This is a genomic window from Brochothrix sp., from assembly GCF_017549435.1.
Classification (GTDB): Bacteria; Bacillota; Bacilli; order Lactobacillales; family Listeriaceae; genus Brochothrix; species Brochothrix thermosphacta.
On record NZ_JAFYUW010000113.1, the window covers coordinates 1 to 25070 of the forward strand.

Below are 25070 nucleotides of genomic sequence, written 5' to 3' on the forward strand. Positions count from 1 at the left end.
AACTCTTCTCGTAATACATCTAAACGAGTTGCACTCACATCATCTTTTTCTTGTTCAAGTGCTGCTTCCTCAATCTCTAGTTGCATCACACGACGCGTTATTTCATCTAACTCATTTGGCATTGAGTCAATTTCAACACGAATGGTTGCACAAGCTTCATCAACAAGGTCAATGGCTTTATCTGGTAAGAATCGATCGGTAATGTAACGATCAGCCAATGTTGCTGCTGATACTAGCGCATTATCGTGGATATTAACACCATGATGGATTTCAAAACGTTCTTTCAATCCACGTAAAATTGATACTGTATCCTCAACTGATGGTTCCGGTACTAATACTTTTTGGAAACGACGCTCTAGCGCTGCATCTTTTTCAATATATTGACGGTACTCATCTAATGTTGTGGCACCAATACAATGCAATTCACCACGTGCTAACATCGGTTTCAACATATTCCCCGCATCCATTGCTCCGTCAGTTTTACCTGCACCAACAATCGTGTGAATCTCATCAATAAAGAGTATGATATTCCCTTCACTATTTTGAACTTCTTCCAACACTGCTTTGAGTCGTTCTTCAAATTCACCACGGTATTTAGCACCGGCGATTAAAGAACCAATATCTAAAGAGAATATTGTTTTATCTTTAAGGTTTTCCGGTACATCTTTTCGAACAATACGTGCTGCTAAGCCTTCAACAATAGCTGTTTTACCAACACCTGGTTCTCCAATCAATACAGGATTATTTTTTGTTTTACGACTAAGTATTCGGATTACATTTCTAATTTCAGTATCACGTCCGATAACTGGCTCAATTTTACCAGCACGAACAGCCTCTACTAAATCAATACCATATTTACTTAGTGCTTCATATGTTTGTTCTGCGTTTTGATTCATAACATGTTTCCCCCCTCTGACTTTATCAACTACTGCCTGTAGTTCTTTTGTTTTTAAATTCAATTTCTTTTTTAATTCATTTTTAGTCATACTTTGTAAACCTAATAGAAAATGTTCTGTTGATAAAAAGGCATCTTCTAAGGTTTCTCTGTGTTTGTTGGCTTCAGCTAGCACTTCATACAAATCGCCTGAAAGTTGCTGTCCGTAAGTTACACTATTACCAGTCACAATTGGTTGTTTATCTAATTGTTCATTAAGATATTTCTCAATTTGTTTTAAATCAATATTTAATTCTGTGTAGATACGTTTTGCAAGTTCATTAGATGTGATAAAGACTAACCATAAATGCCAAATATCAATCGTTTGATGTTGTCGCGTTACTGCTATTTGTTGTGCTTCTGCGATATCAGATTGAACTTGACTTGTCATTTTATTCGGTTCCAAGATCATCACCTCTTCTTTAATTTATAAATCAATTATAAGTCAAAATAGGTCAGTAATCAATAAAAAACACTTATTTTTCCAACAAATTATTTTTAAATTTTGGTGGTGGCGTTGAAAAATACAGCTTTTAAAAATCTTTATGATACTTTTTAAATTACCGCTATGAGTTATTTCAAGTCAAAAAAATTCGGCGTTACCTTTGCTTTATTTCCTGGGAAAAACACTTGATCATTGTTTGCAACCACAATTAACAGTTGCGCAACTAATGAGTGCGTTACTCCTTTAATTGCTTATATTATACTTTTAACAAAGAACGGAATTATATTATAAGGAGACTGTATTTTAAATGGATAACAAAATAAAAGTTAGTGTTCTGATTATGTTAATGGTGCTTTCTTATCTCTATTTTTTCAAATTTCATGAGTATGAAGCAATGAAAGAAATAAATCGTACTATAGTCAAACAAGGATTACATAGAAATGATATTCTACGGCAAACAAAACTTAAAAAAGATAGAAATAGGGATGTTTACTATTCTGAGATAATTTTTAAAGACGATGTTAACACAGTCTATACCTATTTTTATTCACATTCACGTAAAGCTGTGCCTTTTCAAATTTCAATCACATCCTTTAACTCTAAAAATAAGTCGCCAAAACATTCAAGTATTTATGACATAAAAAAAATCATTATTAAATAATGATATACTATATTAAAAGGAGTGAAACAGCATGCTTTTATCAACTTTAAAAAACAATTTTATTTTTGCATTTAAATTTGCATTACTTTTATTTGTTATTTTATCTTCAGTGGTTTTATTTCAATTAATCATTGCATTCTTTGTTTTACATTAATCTTTGTTATAACTTAGCATATTTATTCAACACTAATTTTCACGAAATGGAGCGATATGATTTGAAAAAAACACTTTTTCGTATGGTTATCCTTGGAATTGTTAGCGTGCTTTATTTAATGCTATTTACAGATTTTCCGCTTGTTACTGCTGTCCTTTTAACTGCTACTGCCTGTATACTATTTTTCATCCACGATTACTTTAAAATAAATCAACATTTAACGTTTTTTAAAATAGTATTAAATACGCTATGTCTGGGCCTATTAATCGCCTTTTTTTCTATATTCTATTTTGGAGTCGACATCAGTAATACTGTTTTGATAATTGTGATATATTGTCCTATTTATTTTATAGTGCTCGCAATTTTACGTGATATTCGATCACAGGTCTAACGAGAAGTAATTAGTTTAATCTTACCGTTTAAACAACAACTAAGACATTTTTGTTGTTGTTTTTTTGTTTGATCAATTAAAAGGCTTTAATGACAAGTTTAAGCTACGGAAAAATGCCTATTTCATTGCATCCTTTATTTATCTTAATTTGTTGTATTAGTCCCCAGTTATTGTATGCAATTGTTATCTCAACTATACTTAATTGATAAACGTTTATCTCATAGGAGGGATTTAATGAAAAAAATATTAGCTTTATTCTTATACTTAAGCATCATTTCATTAGTTATTGGTTGTGGTAATTCAGCAACTGGAGCAAAGAACGATAATTCATCGACTGATAAAAATATCGACGTTACAATTATTTTGAAAGAAAAACACAAGGAGTTTGAACGCAAAGAAATTAAAGTAAAAAACAAGACAGATTTGCAAACAGCAATGAATGACAATTTTAAGCTTGAATTGGATAATGGCCTAATCATTAGTATTGCTGGTAAAGAGCAAGATAATGCTAAAGAAAATACTAAAGATTGTTACTGGATTTATGATGTCAATGGAACACCTGCAATGGTCGGTGCTAACGAAACTAAACTTAAAGATGGCGATAAAATCGTTTGGGATTTAAGTGCATCGTAACATTTCTTATACTGAATAAACATATTTATGATATTCTGAGTCTTACAATAAATTATTGTAAGACTTTTTTACTGTCTTCTATAACAAATGATTACAATAATACCTTATAGAATACCTATACCCTGATTCATAAAAAAAATTACTACAGAGACTTTCTCCATAGTAATTTCAGATGTTATTAATATCGCTTATTTACAAGCTTTTATTTTTCTATTGCTTTACTTAAATCAATTCGTTTATTCAAGAAGTACATCACTAACATACCAATTGACATGACAGCCATTTCACCGAGTGCCATATAGAACCAAGCTAATCCAAATGCCATATTAGCATCGCCTAGCACACCTATAATTTTTAACATAAAGGCAACAAAAGACATTGTTATTCCAAATATCACAGTGTTTATTGCCATTAACAGCAGTTTATTCTTGATGAATTTTGCTATGAAAATAATCAGTCCTAAAGAAACGACAGATTGTGCTACACCAAATACAAGATCAATTAAACCATTTGATGAAAAGAAATTAGCAACAATAACACCAATAATAATAGCCGGAAAATATTTTTTATTATAAACTACTAAATGGTTCATCATTTCAGAAACCCTAAATTGTGCCCAGCCATAAGCAAATGGTCCACTCAAAAGAGTTAAAACGACGTATATAGCCGCTAAAACGCCGCTTATCGCCAATGTTTTTGTTTTCATTATTCATATTCCTCCTAGTTTTTGTATCGCAGGATGGTATCAATAAACTGCGTGCAGAGCATTCTGCATAATAACTAAATCAATAGCCTTTCCCATTGTAACGGTTTCGTTCGCTAAACTCAAGTACTCATTTTATTCTTATAAAATACGGAAAAGACTTAACAAACCTTTATTTTATTCCATAAAAAAAGACCCTCACTCCTCTTATCGCAATAAGCAATATCGGAGTAACAGTCTTGCGTACTTATTTATATTTGTTTTCTAATTGAGATGCATAGTCTTTCAAATCTTGTACTTCTTTTTGTGCTTTTTCTAATTTTATTTTCGTCTCATCATTATCAGCTTTTAAACTTTCTAAAGATGTTTGCAAGTTACGTTTATCAGTTGTATACTGAGCAATTGTTTGCGTAGCTGCAGCTAATTTTTCGTTTGCTGTATTTAATTCTGCTTGTTTTGCATCAAACTCTTTTTGTTTTGCTGCAACTTTTTGGTTACCTTCTTCAATCTTTTGTTGAATTTCAGCTATTTTTTGTTGAATTTCACCATTTTTTTGTTGAATTTCGCCATTTTTTTGTTGTACCTCGGCATCTTTACGTGACACAGTAGCAGTTAATTCTGAAACTTGTGATTTTAATGAGTCATTTGTTTGTTTCAGTTGATCTAATTCTGTTTTACTTGTTTTAGATGCTGCTTCAGCTGCTACTAAAGCATCCTTAGCTGTTTTTAATTCTGTTTGTTTGATACCTAATTTACCATCTAACGTACTCAATGCTGCATAAATTGAAGTGATTTCCCCTTCTTTTCCCCAATTTATTGTTTTGTCTGCCCCACTAATAGCTGCTCCCCCTACGAACAAACCAATACTGATGACAACCGCAATCCCTGTTTTAATAACTTTCCCCTTCATAACCATACCCCTAACTTGACGCTATTTATTTTTACTAAATATAAAAATACCACATAAGTTAACCATAAAGATACACTTTACATGTAAAATGAGGATATATACTCAAGGAAAAAACTAACAAAAAGTAAGTTATGATGTTTAATAACTATTTTGGTATATTATCAATTTGAGATTAAGGGGAGTAATTCCCTATTTCGATCCCCTCCTTTTTAACAGTTCAATAACCTAAAAAAACAGCTGTTTTTTCTCCGAAACTTAATTTCATAAGAACACACCGTCAAATGGCTATTTTGTGAAACAAAATTACAACATTTCTTTCATTTATAAAGCTCGTTTCTTTTTTAAAGACATCTTAATTCGCAAAAAAATAAATAAAAAAGCTAGCAAAACACTAGCTTTTAAATCACACTTCATATAATTTTGATTATATCTAACGTTTCTTTTTAAACAAGCTAAATGAGCTCATCATATGGGTATAACTTATTTTTTCATAAAAAAGCGGTTCATTTTTACGTAATTTACTCATTAGTAAATGAATTGCAAACACTAGCGTAAAGAAGAATGATATTATTATTAAATAATTTAATAAATTTAAATGATTCGAAGTTCCTGTTAAGTCTAGCATCGTTACTGTTAAATTAATATTTGTGAAAATTAAACCATACAAAATCCCGTACCTTACCATGTAAAGATTGGGTGAAGGGGGTTGATCTAAATCATTAACAATTTTAAGATGAACGATTGCTTTACCAAGTGTACGCCCCTTAGTCAAGTAAGGTATGATAACGAAAAAAACGATGATTGTCATAAGATATCGCAATATGTTAAGAATACTAAATTCATATATTACATTAGACACAAAGATAGCTTCTCCACCAATAGTTACAAAAACCGCGATGATGGCAATAATTGTCCAATCAATCATAAATGCAATGAAGCGTCGCAAATAACTCACACGATGACTACGTGAATAGGCGGTATTAATTAAACGTTCTTCATCGGGTATAAAAAAGGTTATCGCCGGAGCAATGGCAAAACCTAATAAAGCACCTGCAGTATTCAACATCAAATCATCCACATCAAATAAACGATATGAACGTGAATAGATACCATATAAACCTGAGAGCTGTGTTAATTCAAAAAAGAGCGCTGTAAAAAAGCCGGCTAATATCACAAATTTAAATGAACGCTTGAAGTAAAAACGAAGATAAACACCTAAAGGTAATAATAGTAATAAATTGAACAGCGGTTGTATCAACACGCCTTGTTTAAGAGCCTCTGCATAGGTTCTTGGATGTGAAAAAGAAAAAACGGTCTCCCGTACAAAATCAATTACAAACTGAAAGGGGATAAATTGTACCCTTCGGGTTGTTAATTCGTTTACTTCTGCCTGTGAAGGCAAAGGTAATATCACTAAAAAATAAGCACACATTAAATAGAAAATAAAGCTAAAAATAATAAAAGCTCGCCAAAAAGTAAAGCCTCCATATTTATGATATTGATGTATTAAAAATGGCAATGATAGCAAAAACGCGATGAATGGAAAGGTTAACAATGCAATCTTTATTGGTGTAATATAGGCTTCCATGAAGTATTCCTCCAAATTTTTTTGTTACTGTTATCATACCATAATATACGGGTATAAAAAAAAGCCTTATCAACGTTTTACCGTTGATAAGGCTGAGTCATTCATTATTTTTCTGCCAATAAAGCTTCAATTGTTTCAACTAACTCTTCTGGTGAAACTTGAGAATCAAATACTTTATCGCCTATAAAAATAGTAGGCACCGTTTTAACATTATTACCGTTTGCTTCAGCAATTATTAAATTGGTTGCCTCTTGATGATTTTCTAGCTCTTTCAAACCAAAGTTTTCTTCAAAATAAGTAGTAAGTTCTTCTTTCGAAAGGTTCCCCCACTCATCTTGCGAACTAAATAACAAGTTAACAATTTTTTCAGATTCAGGATCATTGTAATCAATAAAATGATGCGCATGATTTCCAATTTCTAATGTTTCTTTTGGTTTATCATAAAATTTTATTATTTCTTCTACTTGTCCTGCTTTAACATATTTATCTAATACATTATTAGCTTTAAAATGCCAACTTGCACAGAATGGGCATCGAAAGTTTACAAAACTGGTAACCTTAACTGGTGCATCGGCTTGACCGACATGTAAACCTACATCTGAAAATTTTGTAATTGTCATTAAATCATTCCCCCATTAAAATTCTATTTAACTTCATTATAAGGGGTTACGTCTTTTAGTTCTATCAAACTGCCTATCAAATACTATATAAAACTTCTTCACCTGAAATTTTACTTTTCACGACATCAACTATTTTCTGATTTAAACTACCCCGATAGGCTAAATTAGGTTTGAATAACTCTTGAATAAATTGCCCATCAACTAGGATATCGCAATAACTTAAAAGTTCTTGTTTATCCTCACTCTCGTTGCACAGTTCATCGTAAGTATAACCACTCCATATCCAAATATCACGTGTTAAACCATACCGTTCTCTTAGTTTTTTCACTAAACTTAAACACACTTGTGTATTCATAAATGGCTCACCACCTAATAGAGATAACCCTTGCACACCTTCGTGCCCAATGTCAGTCAAAATCTTCTCTTCTAGCGCTTCAGTATAGAGCTCACCATACTTAAATGATTGAGCCACCTTATTATAACAACCTTTACAATTAAACAAACAACCAGAAACATAGACACTACAACGAATACCTTCTCCATCAACTGCATTAAAGGGTTGATAACTTGCAATACGTTGACAGCTAAAATCTTCCGCTAAAAATTGTTTGTTTTTACTCAATAAAATCCCCTCCTGAGTGTTTGACTCGATGAATTATTTCATCATGACGTCCATGAACCATCGGTCTTTTGGCAGGATTTCCGAGATAACCACAGGTTCTTTTTACAACATCGCAAGTCAATGGATTTGTATTATGACATTCTGGGCATTCAAAGCCTTCTTTTGTAGGCTTAAACTCTCCTTCGAATCCACATTCAAAACATTTATCGATTGGTGTATTTGTTCCTAAGTAGGCAACTCTATCGTAGGCATAATCCCAAACAGTTTCTAATGCTTTTAAGTTATGGACTAAAACCGGATACTCACAATAATGTATAAACCCACCTGATGTTAATGGTGCAAAGTCTTTCTCATAATCAATTTTATCAAATGCTGATACACTTTCCCTCACATCATAATGAAACGAATTTTGATAATAATCTTTATCTGTTATAAAAGGCACAACACCATATTTTTCTCTATCCATACGGTTAAAACGATCGGTTAAACTTTCAGATGGTGTTGAGTAGATACTAAACCAATAACCTGATTCAGCTTTCCAATCATCTGCATATTCATTCAGTTTTTCGAGAATAGTAAGAATAAAATGTTTTGCTTTTTTATTTTTTTCAGGGTTTGCACCATAAAAATGAGCGGCAACCTCATAAAGTCCAATATAACCAATTGAAACAGTTGCACGTCCATCTTTAAAGAGCTCATCAACATTTTCTGATTTCTTTAGACGTTCGCCAAAGGCACCATGCTGATACAATATCGGAGCATTTTCAGGTCGCGCTTCCTTTGTACGTTCAATGCGATAAAACAATGCTGTTTTCATAGTAATCATCTGCTCTTCAAAATACTTCCAAAACAATTTTTTATCTCCATCAGAACGAATCGCCAAACGCGGTAAATTTAGCGTGACAACACCTAAATTCATACGGCCCGCATTAACCAGTTGTCCTTCTTTATTTTTCCAAGCTGGTAAAAATGAGCGGCAGCCCATAGGTACTTTAAAGTCACCAGCAATTTCCACTAACTTATCATAGTTTAATACGTCCGGATACATGCGTTTCGCTGAACATTCTAATGCCAATTGTTTGATATCATAATTTTCATCCGTTTCATTGAGATTAACACCACGCTTAAGGCTAAACACTAATTTTGGAAAAATAGCAGTTTGTTTTTGTTTACCTAAACCACCCATACGCACATTCAAAATAGCACGCTGAATTTCTCTTTCTATCCAAGAAGTTCCTAAACCAAATCCCAATGTAACAAATGGTGTTTGACCGTTGCTTGAATACAATGTATTAATCTCATATTCTAGACTTTGCATCGCATCATATATATCTTTTTTTGTGAAACTAAGCGCATATTCATCACGACGACTTGGGTCAACCCATTCACTCGCCTTAACCAAATGTTTTTCATAATTACATTCAGCATAATGTGCCAAAATTTCATCGATACGATCCACAGAGCATCCACCGTATTGAGAACTGGATACATTTGCAATAATTTGTGCTATTTGTGCTGCTGCTGTTTGAATGGAATGTGGCGGTTCAACACTCGCATTACCGATTTGAAAGCCATGTTCTAACATCCCTGCAATATCAATCAAACAACAATTTGTTAAGGGTTGATAGGGTTGATAATCTAAATCATGGAAATGAATATCACCTGCCTCATGTGCCGATGCGACTTCTTTTGGCAGTTGGTATCGCATTGCGTAATATTTGGCAACTATCCCTGCTGTTAAATCTCGTTGTGTATTAAAAACTGTACTGTCCTTGTTAGCATTTTCATTTACAATTGCTTTTTCTTGGCGCCACAATTTTTTTATATCTTGTTCTAAAGGCCTAAATCGCTTTCTGTTTCCCATACTATCCCTCCGTCACTTTAACTGGTTCATTCTTTAATCTAGTTTTAGACTATCATATTGTTGTTATCTTCATTTCGATTTAAATGGTTAGTCATAAAACTGTCGGTATTTTATTACTATTTGGTTAACAAAAAGAGGGGAAACTTGCAGTATGTTTTTTACTTTGAACAATATTATGTCAAACAAGTGAACCAAATCAGCTCTTTATTTGGGAGATACAACTTTTCCAAATAAAAGAGGCCTACAGAATTAGTCTGTAAACCGGCTTGTTTTACTATTTTGATGCTCTATTAGATTCATATTAAATGACAATTTTAAAAAAACAACATCCTCTTTGTCTGTATGTAAATTTATACAAACTCTATAATAATAACGGTTGTTCATTCTACCATGAAAATTATTCATGTTTTCTTCTGTTACACCAATAACTCCAAAAAACCATTCATTCACAATTGTGAAGACTCAAAAAAAACCACACAAAAGTGTGGCCAGCTCAATAACTATTTAAAACAATCGATTAGTTCGTAGTGTTATTAGCGAATACCTAATGCAATTTTTGCATAACGCGACATTCTATCTTTTGTCCAAGGTGGATCCCAAATGACGTTAACCACTGTATCATTAACTTCAGGTAAATCCTCCAGAGCGCTTTCAATCTGTTCAACAATAATACCTGCTAATGGGCAACCCATTGATGTTAAGGTCATTGTAACCGTACATATATCTTCATCATCGATATCTACACCATAAATTAATCCCAGGTTAACGATATCAATCCCTAATTCAGGGTCGATTACTTGTTCTAAACAAGCCAGTATACTATCCTGTAATTCCTCTGTCATTTCTGCCATCATAAATCACCTCTTTATCTGAAACTATTATAACAAATTCACCGAATGAACGCATGTTTTATCTTTGATTACTTGCTGATTCAGCATTAATATGGCAATATAATAGATAGCAACTTGTTAATCTTATAACAATCGCTAATAAATTCTGATGCACAATCTGAAAGGATACGATTATGACAAAAAAATTAATTGCTATCGATTTAGATGGCACAACATTACGAAATGATGCAACAATTTCATTAGAAACTAAACAAACACTGGCAATTGCTCGTGAGCAAGGTCATACAGTAATGATTGCGACGGGGCGACCTTATCGAATGAGCAAACATTTTTACGATGAATTACAACTCGATACGCCAATCGTTAACTTTAATGGTGCTTATTTACATAATCCTAAACAACCAAACTATAAAGGCTATCGCCAAAATATTGATCTTAAAACAGCTCATGAGCTATTCGATTTTTCACAAAGTTTGGAGCTGAATAATGTCATTGCTGAAGTTAATGATTCTGCGTTTATTTTGCGTGATGATGAATCAGTACCTCAAAACATGCGCGATTCGGATCCTCGCTTTATTCACTTCGGTCAGCTTACACAATTAATTACTAATGATCCAACAGCAATCATGTTTTCAGCTGGAAATGAACAACTTAAACTTATCAAAAAACAACTAGATGATGCTTTTTCTGGTATTATTGAACACCGTAGTTGGGGGAAACCCTATGAATATCTTGAATTAACTAAGTCTGGTTTAAATAAAGCTGTTGCATTACGTCACGCAGCAAAAGATTTAGGCTTCACGATGAACGATGTCATTGCTTTTGGTGATGCCGACAACGATTGGGAAATGCTTGATGAAGCCGGTCTTGGTGTTGCGATGGGGAATGCTGATGCTGAAACAAAACGCATTGCAAATACTGTAACACTTTCTAATGAAGAACACGGTATTGCACAATTCTTAACAGAGTACTTAAATCTCAAAAAGAAAGCTTTTTTTGGATAAAATAAGTGTCTCATCAACAAATAGTTCATTTATATAAATAACAGCGTTTGAATGAATCATATCATTACTCATTCAAACGTTTTTTTATTGTTGTTTTGCTTGCATCATTTTTCGCCAATAAAGAGCACTCATTTCTTTTAAGCGAACACGACCTTTAAAACGTTCCCAGTCCTGTTCAAATTCAATATACGGTTGCAATAAAGTTAAGGGGTATTTCGCCATTGTAATATAGTCGATTGCTGTTAATGGCTCAGTTTCATCCATCTCTAAAAAATCTTCAAGTATATTTTCATACCATAACAACGCTTCATTAAATGCGTACTGAATTGCTGAAGAACGATCAAAAAAATGATTTAAAAATGAGCCTCCATAGACATCTGTCAATAACACATAGTAGCCTTCTTCATTAGTATGTGCTTGATAGATTATAATTGACGTATTCTCTAAGTCAAAAATTGCACGCATACTCACCACCCCCTTTTTATCTCAATCGATTACTTAACGATTCAATAGTTTTTTCTCTCGTTTAAAGTCTTTTATCACTTTCAAAGCACGTTTGCGTGTTTTAATATTTGGACTTTTCAATTCACGATACGCAGTAGCCAAATCTTTTTTCATTGTCATCTTCCTCTCTTTTTAAATCGTAATGATTACGTTTTAAATACTAACATGTGTATTATTCGCTGTCAACATAACCTATATAACGGCATATTTTAATATAAAAAAAGGAAAACACACTTCGTGTTTTCCTTTTTCTTATAATTCTGCAATATGGCCACCATCAAAGAAATATAAATATTTCGCTACGACTGGTCGTGCGCTTGCTGCTTCAATCGCTTCTGCATATAGGTTAATCTGCACTTCATACTTCTTACGGTACGATTCTGAGACTTTTTCCCATTCACCAATAATGCGATCTGTTTTGTAGTCAATGATGATTAAACCATCTTCAGTTTCGACTAAACAATCCACAATCCCTTGGACAATTGTTTGTTCAGCTGTTTCCGTTTCATAAATTTCTTTTGCATTTATTAGATACATAAACGGTACTTCACGTCGTGTTTTATTCGTCAGTGTAAGTTCACCTAAAAACGTTTCAAAGAAGTGTACAACACGTGGAACATTAATGACATCGGCCTCTTCTTGCTTCATGGTTTTTTTCAAAACCAAATCAGTCAATAACGCTTGAACGCTTAACGAAGTTGGTTTTTCAGTTAAGGGTACTTGCTGCATCACACTGTGCATCGCTGTCCCTATTTCATTCGCCTTCATTTTCTTGGTTTGTAAGAACCGAGGACGCTCTAATGAAATCGGTGCTATTTGCTCACTATACGTAGTAATACCTGCCATTTCACGCTCAGCCATTAATCGCTTAACTTCGGTCACACTTGTTTTTGATGGTATTCTGGTCGCTGCCTGAGCTTCGTATTGATACGTTAACAACTCAGATACCGCTGGGCTAATTGTGACATCTTTTAACGGTGACATTGAATGAGTAGCTTCTAACCATTCATTCCCAGCTGATTCTTTGATTTCCCGCTCTTTCATTAAGGTCGTATAAGTGGTCCATTTAATAGTAGGAGCATGTTCGAAGCTACATTGATGTCCTCCTGAATAATCTGGAAACTGTTCAGTGAAACTAGTATCGCGGCTGAAAGCAAACCCTATCCAATCTAAATAGCTGGTTGCTGAAGCACGCATAAATTCTGGCAAAACAACCTCAGAATATTGTCGAGCCGTTGCCCATTTTTCTATCGTTTTAGCTAATTTCTTAGCCGAACCAATTAATATTAATTTTTCTTTTGCTCGGGTTAATGCAACATATAAAATACGCATTTCTTCTGCTTGCAAAGCACGCATTTGTTTACTGCGAAAAGCATATTGTGCAATTGTAGGCTGTTTCGTTCGTGTATCTAAACGCACCAGATTTGAAGCGAAACCAAACTCTTTATCCACCAATTCAGAACTATTGATGTCTTGACGATTAAAGCCTTTTCCTAAACCAACAACAAATACAATTGGAAATTCAAGTCCTTTACTTTTATGAATTGTCATCATTCGAACGACATTATCATGTTCCCCAACAGCTTTAGCCGTTCCTAAATCTTTTCCTTTGATTTGTAATCTATCTATAAAGCGAATAAAGCGGAAGAGTCCTCTGAAAGATGTTTGTTCATATTGGTGCGCACGATCATACAAGGCTCGTAAATTAGCCTGTCTTTGTCGGCCACCAATCAAACCGCCAACATAATCATAATAATGTGATTCTTCATAAATTTGCCAAATTAAATCTGCTGTCGTTATTTGGTGTGCTTGTTGACGCCAATTTTCTAAACGTTCAATAAATAATTTCACTTTAGCTTGATACACACTTTCTTCACTAGCATCTACTAACAACGCATCATAATAATTCCCTTTTGTATCCGCTAATCGAATTTTAGCTAGCTCTTCTTCTGTCAAACCAACAATCGGTGAGCGTAAGACTGCTGCCAATGGAATATCTTGATAAGGATTGTCTATTACTTTCAAAACAGCCATCATCGTCATTACTTCGATTGATTCAAAATAGCCACTATTGGTAGTTGCATAAATTGGCAGTTCATATTTTTGGAATGTACGTTCATATATATCCGCTTGAGTCATTGATCGTGCTAGGATGACAATATCATCATACCTAATTGAACGGTACGTCTGCTTTTTCAAATCAAATATTTCATGTTCATTAGCAATCATCTCTTTAATCCTTTGAGCAACGATATCCGCTTCTTTTTCATGATTGGTACCCAAATACATTGATTCTTCTAATTCTGTTGCTTCATAATCACCTTCAATCAAAACAATTTCAGTTGCGATATCGTCATCAGCACGCGGTTTATAATTTGCACCACGTTTTAATTCAGCTGCTTCGTCGTAAGCAATTTCACCAAATGTTTCATCCATTATTTGTGAGAATAAAGCATTCGTGGAATCTATTATGTTTTCGCGGCTACGGAAATTTTGTGATAAATCAATGCGATAACCACTTGTGTCCGGCTCTACGGGATAACGATTATATTTTTCTATAAATAGCTCAGGCTCTGCTAAACGAAAGCGATAAATCGATTGTTTAACATCCCCCACGATAAAGCGATTACCACCTTCACTTGTGCCCTCTGGCTTTGCAACCAAATAAAGTAACGTTTCTTGTACCTTGTTTGTATCTTGATATTCATCTGTATAAATCTCAGCATATTTTTGACGGTAGTTTTCAGCGATTTCTGTTGGTTCAAATTCACCTTGATCATTCACTGAACCCAAAAGTTCTAGTGCATAGTGTTCCAAATCACTAAAATCCAACACTGATCGAGCCTTTTTCTCAGTTTGGTAAGCTGACATAAATGTCTGCACAACTTCAGCTAATTTTTCGACTTGCGGGTGTAAAATTTCAAAATCAGCAATAAAACTAGCTGCTGAACGTTGACACCATTTTTCAAGCAATCCTTTGTGTTGTTTTTTAGTTGCATCACGCAAACTAATAATTTTTTTAATCGCATCATGGTCCACTTCATCTGTTTTTTTCGTCGCTGGCGCTCTACCAAATTTAACATCTGATAAAAGTGTTTGAAGTTCCGCAAAATTCTTCGTTTGGACATGTTCAATTAAGCTGTTTAAAACTAGCTGCTCAGTCTCTAAAAAAGCATACCATTTCTCTCCTACAACATGAGCTGCTGCAATTGTGAGTGCTTGTTGTAAATAAGCACGTGCTGCTTCCAAACTCGTAATAATATCACGTTTAATATAATTATAGTAAGGCAGACTATCAATTGTAGGGTAGCGTTCAGCATTATAGGTATCAGTCAGTTGATTAAGCCATCGTTGTGGTTCTGGCTGAGCCAAAGCAATATTACTTAACTTTAGAATTAAATGGTACAGCTTTGTATCACTACGATCGCTCGTATAACTATCAATTAATTGATAAAAAGCCGCGTTCTCTTCACGTGCATATTCTTCTTCTAGCAACTGTTCAATTATTTCTTCCTTTAAAAGTGCACCTTCAATCTCATCGAGCAGCCTGAATGTTGGATCCAAATCTAAAAGGTAGTAATAATCACGAATTAAACGACTACAAAAACTGTGCATTGTAGATATAGAAGCGTGTTGTAATAGTTTTATTTGACGCTTTAAATCTTTACGTTCTGGTGATGCTTCAATCTCTTCTTCTAATGCTGCACCAATTCGTTGTTTCATCTCAGCTGCTGCTGCTTCAGTAAAAGTTACAATAAGCATCTCATCTATATCAATAGGTGTTGTTGGATGTTTAACGCGTTCAATTACACGATTAACTAAAACCGCTGTTTTTCCAGACCCTGCAGCAGCGGCAACTAGTGTTGATTGCCCTGTCGTGTGGATTGCACGCCATTGTGCTTCAGTCCATTGGGCTTCTGGAGGTTTGGGTGGTATATTATTTGTCATTTTGTTCAAGCTCCTCTCCCATTTTCTTAAGCACATCTGCTTGTTTGTCACTCTCAATTACACGGTAACTATTTTTATCATTCGCGACATCAAATTGACAAATAGAACGATAATCACAAAACTGACAAGGTGTTTTTGAATCCAATTGGTAAGGATTTATTGCCACATCACCTTGCAAAATAAGATTACCACCTTGTTGATATTGTTTTCTTACAAATCCTCGTAAAACATTAAATTCTTGCTCTGATAAAACCTTAGAACGGCTGCCAAAATCACCTGATTTCACATAATTGACTGGAATTGTAGTCGAAGTTTTACCCGGTTCAAGCGTTGTATCCATCATTTCTACAATGGCTTTATTATCAAGTACCCAGCCATCCATTTTAAACTCTTTTAGCATATCTTTTTCAATGTCTTCTTGTTTCAATTCTTGCTTATATTCAATAAAAGGATTATGCATATGGAAATACATCATCCCTGCAGCTTCAGCAGGTGCATTCACTAGTTTTGCAGCATTAGTTACAGCAATATCTAAATAAGTGAGCATTTGTAAAGCTATCCCATGATATACCTCAGTAAAATCAACTGCACGGTCACTTGATTTATAATCAATAATCCGCAGATAATTTTGCCCCTGATAATCAGCAACATCAATACGATCAATACGCCCTTGTAAAGAAATAGTTCCCTCTTTTAGCGGTAGTGTTAATGCAGGTATTACTTCTTCTTTTCCAAAACCGACTTCAAAATTAGAGGGACTAAATTTACTATTACGTGCTTGTTCATTTAAGGCTTGTGCTGCTTTTTCAATAATTGCTTGTAATTTATGTGAAATGTAGCCCATTTTGTTTGAGCTCAATAAAATTTCATAATGATAGACTGGGCGTAAAACTGCAATTGCATCTTTTGCTAATTGACTAATATCATCGGCAGTCAAACTTCCCCATTCAATGCCATTCTCCTTGAGTCTTTGACTAATATCTTCCATTGCGCTATGGAAAATCTGTCCGATATCTACACTTTCCAAACGATATACTTCTCTTTCTCGTAACTTCAACCCGTGCGAGGCAAAGTGAGAAAAATGACAACCAAAAAATTTCTCCATGCGGCTAACACTTGCTGTAATATCATTATTAAATAAATCTTTCGCTGTTTTTGCTGCCAACGGTTGTGCGACATTCTCATAACTTAAACTAGTTAAGGCTTGTTTAGCAATGCTATAATATTCATTTTCTTTTATAGTAAACCAATTATAGACCTCTTGCCAAATAGGCGCGATGTGTCCACCTATTTTCAATTGTTGCATCTGTGCAATTAAATAATTCAGCGTTGCCTTTGGATGCCCAATGTAAGGAAATTGCTCAAATTCAGGCAACTCTGTCATATCAGAAAGATATGTTTGTTGATGTATTGGTGTTGTAAACATCTGCTGTAATCTTCTCAAGTAAGGAGATGCTAACAGACTGCGCCCCTCTTCATCAGCAATCGGGAAACTAATATAAAGCTGCTCTGTTGCAGAGGTTAATGCTCTATAGGCGTAAAAATCTTCTTGAGCTAATTGTTGACGCGCACTTAATTGAATCGGAAGTCCTGAATCTACTAATTTTTGACGATCGTCTTCTTTAAAGACACCTTTATCGCTTCCTCTTGTTGGGTAAACGCCATCATTAAAACCCAATACAAATGCAGCTTTAACATTAAGTACGCGAGACGTTTGAATATTAGCGACTGTAATTTGATCGATTGTCGGTGGTAAACCAGTAAATTCCATTTCTTCAAAACCAGAATCCAATACATCACGCAATTGAGTAATGCTCAGTTTTTCATCACCCATAACTTCTACAATCTCATCTAACAATTGTATGCTCGCCTTATACGCTTGTTCATGCATTTGCATTTGTTCAACAGTCCCTTTTGTTTGGGCTTCTGTTCGCCAACGATTTAGATGCTCGCTGACTTGTAATTCTTCCATATAATAAAACAACGCCGCAGCTTGTTCGCGGACATTTGTTGCTTGTTTCAATTGTTTATTTAAAGTTTGTAATGGCACCGTTAGCCATTTTCGAGTGGTATTTATTTGTTCTTGTTTTTCAAGTTCTAAGGTTGTTTGAATTGCTTCTTCCCCAGAAAATTGTGAGCGTCGATAAATCCATTCGTCTTGATCAAACCACTTTTTCCCATAATAGTTGCGTGCAAGGACATAATTCTCTAATTCATCTATCCGTTGACGTCCAACTTTTGGCATTATTTTTGGTGGCACAAATAGCTCCGTTCTAGCAATTTGGAACATCGCATCATAATTAAAGTTTTTTGTGATGGCTTCTAAGCTACCTCTCAATAATTCAATCAAGGGATGATTTGCCATCTTTTTAGCTTCATCGATAAAAAAAGGCAGTTCATGCATTTTAAATACCGCAGGTAAAAAGGTTGTGTAAGATGCCTCATTTCTAATAAAAACAGCAATATCCTTGTAACGGTAGTTATGATGCACAATTAATCGCCTAATCTCACGTGCAATTCCTTCAACCTCAGCACGACGATTATTGGCTGTTGTAACGTGTAATTGCTCATCATCAACGTGATGCTTTTCCGACTGTATTTCAAAATTTGCTTCGATAACTTTCAATTGTTCTTTTTGAAAGTTGTTTTCAAGATAAATATCAGCGTCTCTTTCAATCGAATGAACACGTGCTATTTCATTCATTTTTCGATATGTTTCTTTAGGTAATTGGAACAAATCTAAATCACTGACACTGTTTGTTGTATCATCTGGATTCATTGTAAAACTCATTGTCATTTTTTTACCAGCAATTAATAGTTGTTCTAATACACTGTATTCTTGGGGAGAAAACTCAAAAAAACCATCAATAAAGAAGCTGGCATTATCGAATTCTTTAAATTGTGGGATTGCCTCTACAAGCAACGATAAATAATCTTCTGTTTCAAGGTATTTATCGGCAGTTGCAGCTAGATAGTGTTGATATATCTTATCGATATCTGTAATTTTATCTTTTAAATCAATACTTAGTGGTAATTGATTTTCTTTGACAGCTTGAATGACTTCTGGGGTCACTTCATATTGCTTAAACTCTCTAAAAGTATCATGTAATTGCGAAATAAAACCTTTTTTTAAGGCTGATTTACTAAAGACAGATAAATCTGAAGCACGCGTCATTAAAAGTTTTCTTATCAGCATATTTAAACCATTACTCGATAGGTATGTTTGTGCTAATCCTCCTGTTTCACGACAGACACGCCATGCTAAACGGTTCATACTATAAACCTGCACATTTAGTAAGCCTTTTACTTTAGGATGCACTAACAACGCATGTTCTATTTGGTAAGTCATTTGATCTGGCGCAATAATAAAGATATTTTCATCTGGATAAGCATTCGTTCTCGCGATAATTTGTTCAATCATCCACGTTGTTTTACCACTACCGCTTCTTCCAATTATGCATTCTAAACTCACACTGAGTCACCTCTTTTTATCTAATAGGTTAATTTTATCATATCCTATCACTATCACGAACATAAAATGGTTATCTACTTTTAAAGACACAAAAATAGTGTAAGTTCTGCTTAAAAACATCAGAACTTACACTATCTTTTTTGTTCGTTCACCTTTTAATTCCCCCTTTAACTAATTGTTAATTCTGCAGCTTCAAGGCTTGCAAGCTCTTTGGATAACGCTTGAAACAAAGTGCTTTCGTGCTGATCAAGAGCAGCATCAATTTTTTCTTTAAGATTTGAGATACGATAATCTAAGAGGCACGACTCGAACAGTGCTTCTACTGAACGATTGAATGGAAAGTTACCATTCATCGTATTCTCTCGTTGTTGTGCTAAGAAAGACGCGTTGAATTTGTTTTCCATGTTAATCACTCCTAACATTTTATTTTATTATAAGCGACTTCTTTTCAAATTACAAGTATATTGTCAGAAAATTGAATAAACTATCTTTTTAAACAGTTATACCTGTTACTCTATTGCTTATTTAACCTATGATACTCTTATAGTGTTACATTTTGTGTAAAAATAAGAAAGTAGGGATAATATGACGCTCATTTTGAATGATTATGAAATAAATGCCAGTACGATGTTAATCAAACCATTAATAATATCAAAGTATGATTGCCACTCCATTGTACTCGACTCTGAAGGATCACAAGAAATCGCACTAAATCCCGTGAAACTTATTTCTGATGGTTGTAAATTTTTCGGATCAAGTTTGGAAGGTCGGAAAACCGCAACAAAACACCTTATCGGTTTTACACACAAAGCACCTATTATGATAGACAGCCTCTCTTATATCTTTACTTTTCCCACAACTAGTCCAAAAAGAAAAAACGATTGTATTTGGGTGTTTCCTCAACATTTATCACGCTATCATAAGGCACCTCATTCACGTACTCATCTTATATTTCATAATGGCTTTGAAATTACCCTAGATATTTCCTTTGATAGTTTTTCAAACCAATTAGCAAGAACCTCGTTACTCCATATGAAATTATTGGGTAACTTCGATAAAGCTAAACGAAAAAATCTTTATTTAACTGGCAATACACCGCCAAGTTTACGAGCCGCTGAATCCACACCGCATTATAACTATGATCAAAATAATAATATCCCGATGAATCATTCATTATTAAATAGAACAAGAGATGATACTTTCACAGACGACACTCCTAAACTCTAGCTGAAAAAAATATTACTTTAAAAATACCCTCCTACTTTATAGATACCCTACTTTTAGAAAAATAAAAAAATTAGCTATATCAAACACTTTAAAAATGCTATAGTAGAGCTAGTTACAACTTAAGGGGGTTTTTCACATGACAAAAATTGATTTAGAACAACTGATTAAAACACGCCGTACAATCTCTGATTTTGATGCAACACCTATCGCTGCTGAGACTGTACAAGCCTTATTAGAAACAGCTATTTGGGTACCTAATCATCGCTTGACTCAACCTTGGCGATTTGAATATTATACCGGCCCAGCAATTGCAAAAGTTGCTACCGCTGCTTTTCCTGAACAATCTGGGAAAAAGTATGACAAACTAAACGCTTTACCTGGTACTTTACTTGTTATCAATAGCATTCATGAAGATGCTGGTGTTGATGGTGAAAACACGGAAGCAACAGCGGCATTGATTCAAACATTTTCATTGTTAGCTTGGGCTCAAAACATTGGTACTGCATGGAAAACACCAGGATATATTAACAAACCTGAGTTCAAAGCTGCACTCAATGTAGCAGAAAATGAACGCGTGATTGCAATGGTTCATCTTGGCACACCATCAGGTGAAATTAAAGCTGGTCGTGAACGAGAAGCTGCTGCCAATCGTTTCACTGTTATCTCAGAATAAGCTATTTTTTAAACTGATGAGTTTTCTCATCAGTTTTTTCATATAAAAAAAGCCCTACAAAGGGCTTTTTAATATCATCTTACTATTTTTTTAATAGATTAATTCTAGGAATTCTTCCAATGTTATTTGACCAAAATAATGTTTAATTGGTAAACTTTCAATTGCAGATTTAATAGCTTCACGTTCGTACTTCACATTAATTAAACGTTCTTCAATATCCTTCACATCACCCACACCAAAAAAATCACCGAAGATTTTAGCGTCAACAATATGCCCTTTCATGACATTCAATCGAATATCAATTGAACCAATTGGGAAACGTTTTGTTAGTTCGATATCGAATTTAGGCGATTTGCCATAATTCCAATCCCAGTTAGCATAACGTCGTTTTGAAATAGCTTTGATTTCTGCCCAATCTTCTTCTGTCAAAACATACTCGTTAACATCTTCAATTTTTTCAACATCAAAAATAGATAATAATAATTTTTGTTTAAACTCTTCAGTAGTCATTTTCTCACTCATAAATTCTGAGATGTTTGCTACACGACTACGAATTGATTTGATACCTTTTGATTCAATTTTTTCTTTACGCACTTTTAAAGAATTTACAACTTCATCAATATCACTATCAAACATTAAAGTACCATGTGAATACATTTTACCATGAGTAGCAAATTGTGCATTACCACTTACTTTTCGCTCGCCGACTACCATGTCATTACGACCTTTAAGCTCCGCGTTAACACCCATTTTTTTCAATGCCACAATGACAGGATCAAGGAATTTTTGATAGTTTGAAAAACTGTTACCATCATCTTTTGTTAGAAAACTAAAATTCAAGTTTCCAAAATCATGATAAACTGCACCACCACCTGATAAACGACGAACAATTTGAATACCATTCGCTTCTACATAATCAGTATTAATTTCTTCAATCGTATTTTGGTTACGCCCAATAATAATTGAAGGACGATTGATATAAAATAGTAAAAATGGTTCATCTACCTGTAAATTATTCAACACAAATTCTTCAATAGCAATATTAATTGATGGATCTGTGATACCTTTATTATCAATAAATAACATTTTTAATTGCTCCCTTCAAACTCCTAGTCAATTAACAGTATGACAAAGAACATCCTATTATTCAAGCATTAAACTAGAAAATATTTTCTTTTTTAATTGCGTATTTATGATAATTTTATGCTAAGATATAAACAAGCAAATGACCTCATGCTCTTTTAATGAAGTCACAGTTAGAGGAGGAAAAACAATGACATCTTACTATGTTACTCATGGAACAGCCGATTTTTTATCTAAATATTATATTCAACACCGCAGAGATGGTCTATTTTACTTACATGGTCAGCACGAAACAATGTTGCTAGACAATACTGGTAGCAAGAAATCACCTTTTGTAGGCGGTACAACCTACGATATTATTTCAACATATGGGCAACTAAATATTCATGATTCTGTTGATTCATATATTTTTTCATTATCGTCAGAAGATGAACTATTTTTACAAGAGCTTGTACGTCGTATCGTTTCAAACACACCAGAAGGACTGACTTATCTTGCTTTTGGAAAACGACACCATCAAACACCATTCTCACTCATTCTTGGTTGGGAAAATTCTCAAGCACGTGTGGCCTTTAAAAAAGCAGACTACTATCACAAACTAGAAAAATTACTTTATGATACACCTGCTGGTCAACTTGATTATGGAATAATCACAAATTATAATGTTTCAAATCCAGAAATTCCTCACGAAAAAATATAATAAAAAGGCCCATTCCAACTTTTAGGAATGAGCCTTTTTTATTTAAATTAATTATCTCTAACTAAACTATTAATAGTTAAAATTCAAATCAAATTTGCTTTAAAAGCCTAAAACTAATTTCTTAATTTTACTCGGCACATAAACAAAGGTGAAAAATAAATAGAAAGCTACCAAAATAGCTATCATCCACGCTGCTGTATTTAGCGGGAAAACAATTGTTATAATCACTGCAAAAATGATGGCTTGAACTGCCATAATACCTCGCAACAAAGTAACAAAAGAAGAACGATATAACTTCATTGGTACTGGATAAAGTTCTCTCATTGGATGATTTTCGTAAAGACGAATCATCGGTAACATTTGAAATCCTGTTAAATAACTAAATAACAAGACTAATAGAATTGCCATTGTTGCATTACTCATGAAATAAATAATAACCAAACCTATGAGAGTCAATCTTACAAATAAACCGCTGAACTCATCCGTACGAATAAAAGCACGTCGCCATAAGTAGCTATACGTATTTTTTTGAACAAGTGTGATACCTGAATAGCACCAGTTGAGCCATGCTCTTTTCTTAGTTGTATTTTTTAAATGTGGCACATCTGTAAACATATTTGCAAACCGGTAAAAGCGATTTAAACGTGCTTCTTCCTTAACAATTAATGTTTCCCATTTGATGTAATAGGGTTTACTCATTTTCATGGTCATCCACAAGATGGCTATTGTTAAAACGACACCAATCAGTAACGACCACCACTGTGGTATAACAAAAACAATACTTACAGCTACAATATTACCCAACCATTGCATAAGAATGCCTACTGTACGAACTGGTTGTTTATATACGTGCCACCACATTAAAACATTCCAGGCTTTTAATAAAATGAAATAAACTAATAGCATTAAAATATAACTTCCCGCAAATGGTTTCACCTGTTGATACATTGGCAATAAAACGATAAAAGCTACAATTACTAATGGCAATTGGAAAAAGAATGAAAATATAATTGATTTTTTAAAGTAGCTCGCCATTCTTGTTTCCATCACAGTTAAATAAACCGCATCTGCTGATTTAAGCAGCGTATTTACTTGAGTGAGCGATAGCACGAGTACTAAAACAACAATCATCACCCAATTAACAGGAAACGATGCATCCAATGTTTTAAGCCACTGGGAGTAATAAAAACCTAATGCGCCCACAACAAATACCATTACTAAAACTAAGTGATCGTTAAAAATATAACGAAGATATTTTGATAAATCTTTAAAATAGTCCGCTAGGCGTGATTTCCATAGATTATTTGCCATAGTTCGCTTCTTCTTTCGTCAATTGAATATAAATATCATCTAATGAAGCTTCTGGCATATTAAAAACTTGTTGTAATTCGGCAAGTGTACCCGTAGCTCTTATTTCACCTTCATGGATAATAATAAATTTATCACAATATTTTTCAGCCGTTGCTAAGATGTGTGTCGACATTAAAATGCCGCAACCTTCATCTCTTTTATCTTGTAAAATTTGCAAGAGGTTTGTAATTGCTAACGGATCTAGACCTACAAATGGCTCATCTACAATATAAAGCTTAGGTTCTACTAAGAAAGCACATACTAACATTACTTTTTGTTTCATGCCTTTAGAAAAATGATTAGGAAACCAATTTAAGCGTTTCGTTAAACGGAACATTTCCAATAATGGTGTCATGCGCTCTTTAATTTCTGTTTCTGTTAAGTTGTATGCCATCCCAGTTAATTCAATATGTTCTTTTAATGTAAGTTCATCATAAAGAACAGGTGTTTCTGGAATAACTGCAAATTGTTGACGATATTCGTCTGCGCCGTCAATTAAGCGACGATTATTAATTTTAATTTCACCTTGCTGTTGTTGCATTAAGCCAATTATATGTTTGAGAGTTGTGCTTTTACCAGCACCATTCAATCCAATCAAACCAACGAGTTCACCAGCTTTCAATTCGAATGAAATATTTTTCAACACAGGGTATTTTGTATATCCACCCACTAAATTTTCAACTTCTAATAATGACATTTTCAACCCTTCCTTCATCTTTATTCTCTCTTATGA

General features: G+C 34.0%; 21 protein-coding genes and 1 pseudogene. 6 read left to right on the forward strand and 16 right to left on the reverse strand.

The features are described 5' to 3' along the window. A partial coding sequence (locus tag IKV95_RS07390) for a Clp protease N-terminal domain-containing protein (RefSeq protein ID WP_287451589.1) occupies positions 1 to 1340 on the reverse strand: 1340 nt, incomplete at its 3' end. 346 nt (positions 1341 to 1686) lie between these two features. Between IKV95_RS07390 and IKV95_RS07395 the strand changes: the two genes are divergently transcribed. Further along, on the forward strand, positions 1687 to 2040 hold the full coding sequence (locus tag IKV95_RS07395; RefSeq protein ID WP_029091598.1) for a DUF3139 domain-containing protein: 354 nt from the start codon (positions 1687 to 1689) through the stop codon (positions 2038 to 2040). Between the two features lie 779 nt (positions 2041 to 2819). Further along, positions 2820 to 3218: a DUF4430 domain-containing protein gene (locus IKV95_RS07400; protein ID WP_069125888.1), complete on the forward strand. Its 399-nt coding sequence runs from the start codon at positions 2820 to 2822 to the stop codon at positions 3216 to 3218. Between the two features lie 202 nt (positions 3219 to 3420). On the opposite strand, the gene IKV95_RS07405 is transcribed toward IKV95_RS07400, so the two are convergent. From IKV95_RS07405 to IKV95_RS07435, 7 genes and pseudogenes are all read right to left on the reverse strand, one after another. After that, positions 3421 to 3924, reverse strand: coding sequence for a QueT transporter family protein (locus IKV95_RS07405; RefSeq protein WP_069120753.1), 504 nt, complete (start codon positions 3922 to 3924; stop codon positions 3421 to 3423). Between the two features lie 244 nt (positions 3925 to 4168). Beyond that, on the reverse strand, positions 4169 to 4831 hold the full coding sequence (locus tag IKV95_RS07410) for a hypothetical protein (protein WP_069125890.1): 663 nt from the start codon (positions 4829 to 4831) through the stop codon (positions 4169 to 4171). A 430-nt stretch (positions 4832 to 5261) separates the two neighbouring features. Continuing rightward, a complete protein-coding gene (locus IKV95_RS07415) occupies positions 5262 to 6419 on the reverse strand; it encodes a VanZ family protein (protein ID WP_069131495.1) in 1158 nt (385 codons plus the stop codon). A 104-nt stretch (positions 6420 to 6523) separates the two neighbouring features. Beyond that, the gene (locus tag IKV95_RS07420) at positions 6524 to 7039 is read right to left on the reverse strand and encodes a thioredoxin domain-containing protein (protein WP_029091594.1); all 516 of its coding nucleotides are present in this window, start codon (positions 7037 to 7039) and stop codon (positions 6524 to 6526) included. A gap of 76 nt (positions 7040 to 7115) precedes the next feature. Next, positions 7116 to 7661 carry an anaerobic ribonucleoside-triphosphate reductase activating protein gene (gene nrdG / locus IKV95_RS07425; RefSeq protein ID WP_152792215.1) on the reverse strand — a complete coding sequence of 182 codons (546 nt, stop codon included), beginning with the start codon at positions 7659 to 7661 and terminating at the stop codon, positions 7116 to 7118. Continuing rightward, a pseudogene (gene nrdD / locus IKV95_RS07430) lies at positions 7654 to 9516 on the reverse strand (anaerobic ribonucleoside-triphosphate reductase); the annotation flags it as partial. The pseudogene nrdD and the gene nrdG, both read right to left, overlap by 8 nt. 542 nt (positions 9517 to 10058) lie before the next feature. Next, positions 10059 to 10367 (reverse strand): metal-sulfur cluster assembly factor, encoded by a 309-nt coding sequence (locus tag IKV95_RS07435; protein WP_029091591.1) that lies wholly within the window; start codon positions 10365 to 10367, stop codon positions 10059 to 10061. 182 nt (positions 10368 to 10549) lie between these two features. On the opposite strand from IKV95_RS07435, the gene IKV95_RS07440 reads away from it, so the two are divergent. Continuing rightward, entirely contained in the window at positions 10550 to 11380 is an 831-nt protein-coding gene (locus IKV95_RS07440; protein ID WP_069120832.1) for a Cof-type HAD-IIB family hydrolase, read from the forward strand. A gap of 84 nt (positions 11381 to 11464) precedes the next feature. Here the strand turns inward: IKV95_RS07440 and IKV95_RS07445 are convergent, their stop codons facing one another. The 5 genes from IKV95_RS07445 to IKV95_RS07465 all read right to left on the reverse strand — a co-directional run bounded on the left by IKV95_RS07445 (position 11465) and on the right by IKV95_RS07465 (position 19708). Continuing rightward, entirely contained in the window at positions 11465 to 11845 is a 381-nt protein-coding gene (locus IKV95_RS07445) for a hypothetical protein (protein ID WP_287451591.1), read from the reverse strand. Positions 11846 to 11878: 33 nt separating this feature from the next. Continuing rightward, a complete protein-coding gene (locus tag IKV95_RS07450) occupies positions 11879 to 11998 on the reverse strand; it encodes a putative metal homeostasis protein (RefSeq protein ID WP_197714266.1) in 120 nt (39 codons plus the stop codon). Between the two features lie 138 nt (positions 11999 to 12136). Then, complete coding sequence (gene addA / locus IKV95_RS07455; RefSeq protein ID WP_162917908.1) at positions 12137 to 15832, reverse strand: helicase-exonuclease AddAB subunit AddA; 3696 nt, start codon at positions 15830 to 15832, stop codon at positions 12137 to 12139. Next, complete coding sequence (gene addB, locus IKV95_RS07460; protein ID WP_287451593.1) at positions 15822 to 19304, reverse strand: helicase-exonuclease AddAB subunit AddB; 3483 nt, start codon at positions 19302 to 19304, stop codon at positions 15822 to 15824. Before addB ends, addA begins: the two co-directional genes overlap by 11 nt. Before the next feature lie 167 nt (positions 19305 to 19471). Beyond that, entirely contained in the window at positions 19472 to 19708 is a 237-nt protein-coding gene (locus IKV95_RS07465; RefSeq protein ID WP_029091586.1) for an IDEAL domain-containing protein, read from the reverse strand. A gap of 181 nt (positions 19709 to 19889) precedes the next feature. Here IKV95_RS07465 and IKV95_RS07470 point away from each other — a divergent pair, with 181 nt between their 5' ends. Next, complete coding sequence (locus IKV95_RS07470; protein ID WP_069120826.1) at positions 19890 to 20531, forward strand: competence protein ComK; 642 nt, start codon at positions 19890 to 19892, stop codon at positions 20529 to 20531. A gap of 136 nt (positions 20532 to 20667) precedes the next feature. Next, positions 20668 to 21204, forward strand: coding sequence for a nitroreductase family protein (locus IKV95_RS07475; RefSeq protein WP_029091585.1), 537 nt, complete (start codon positions 20668 to 20670; stop codon positions 21202 to 21204). 90 nt (positions 21205 to 21294) lie between these two features. Here the strand turns inward: IKV95_RS07475 and lplA are convergent, their stop codons facing one another. Beyond that, positions 21295 to 22290, reverse strand: a complete 996-nt coding sequence (gene lplA / locus IKV95_RS07480) for a lipoate--protein ligase (protein ID WP_029091584.1) — start codon at positions 22288 to 22290, stop codon at positions 21295 to 21297. A 187-nt stretch (positions 22291 to 22477) separates the two neighbouring features. Between lplA and IKV95_RS07485 the strand changes: the two genes are divergently transcribed. Then, the gene (locus IKV95_RS07485; protein WP_029091583.1) at positions 22478 to 22987 is read left to right on the forward strand and encodes a hypothetical protein; all 510 of its coding nucleotides are present in this window, start codon (positions 22478 to 22480) and stop codon (positions 22985 to 22987) included. A gap of 99 nt (positions 22988 to 23086) precedes the next feature. On the opposite strand, the gene IKV95_RS07490 is transcribed toward IKV95_RS07485, so the two are convergent. Both IKV95_RS07490 and IKV95_RS07495 read right to left on the reverse strand, forming a co-directional pair. Next, positions 23087 to 24298: an ABC transporter permease gene (locus tag IKV95_RS07490; protein ID WP_287451594.1), complete on the reverse strand. Its 1212-nt coding sequence runs from the start codon at positions 24296 to 24298 to the stop codon at positions 23087 to 23089. After that, positions 24288 to 25034, reverse strand: a complete 747-nt coding sequence (locus IKV95_RS07495; RefSeq protein ID WP_029091582.1) for an ABC transporter ATP-binding protein — start codon at positions 25032 to 25034, stop codon at positions 24288 to 24290. Before IKV95_RS07495 ends, IKV95_RS07490 begins: the two co-directional genes overlap by 11 nt. Positions 25035 to 25070 lie beyond the last annotated feature (36 nt).